1 protein-coding gene is annotated in these 692 nt (G+C 64.0%); it reads right to left on the reverse strand.

Going from position 1 to position 692, the window contains the following annotated elements:
• On the reverse strand, positions 1–692 hold a 692-nt coding region (locus tag EOA32_RS37565; RefSeq protein WP_145971527.1), incomplete at both ends, for an adenine deaminase C-terminal domain-containing protein.

The raw sequence follows: 692 nt of genomic DNA on the forward strand, positions 1-692 counted from the left end.
GCTTCCGTCAACTGCTCGGCCTTGGCCGCGACGATCTCCGCGCGCTCGTCCGACATCAGCCCTGCGATCGGCATTTCGACGAGCGCCAGTTCCTTGCCCTTGGAGTAGAGCACGACGCCGCCGCCGACCTCGCTCAGCCGGTTGACGGCTAAAGCCATGTCCTCCTTGTTGGTTCCGACGGCGATGATGTGGTGCGCATCATGCGCCACGCTCGAGGCCATCGCGCAGTCTTCCATATAGCCGAACCCCGACACGAAGGCGTTGGTGACGCCGCCCGTGCCCCTGTGGCGTTCGACCAGGGCGATCTGGCAAATGTCGTTGCGGCGATCCATGGCGACCAGCCCGTTCTCGACGGGCAGGTCGGCCTCGAGCGCTCTGGTCGGCGCCTGGTTCTCGATAACGCCGATCACCCGCGCCCGCACCTCGTTGGCACCCTGTGGCGCGGCGATGTCAAAGTCAGAGGCCTTGAGCCTTTTGCCGAGGTTGACCGTGTTTTTCGCCGTCCCGGGATAATCATAGGCCGGAATGTCGATCTCGAGCTTGCCGGCTTTCGCCAGTCTGACGCCGCGGCCATAGACCTCGTCTATCGTCATCTGGGCAAGATCGGACACGATCAAAAGATCCGCCAGCCGCCCCGGCGCGATCGAACCGACCTCGCGTTCCAGCCTGAAATGCTGGGCGGTGTTGAGCGT

This window comes from Mesorhizobium sp. M1A.F.Ca.ET.072.01.1.1, assembly GCF_004023325.1.
Classification (GTDB): domain Bacteria; phylum Pseudomonadota; class Alphaproteobacteria; order Rhizobiales; family Rhizobiaceae; genus Mesorhizobium.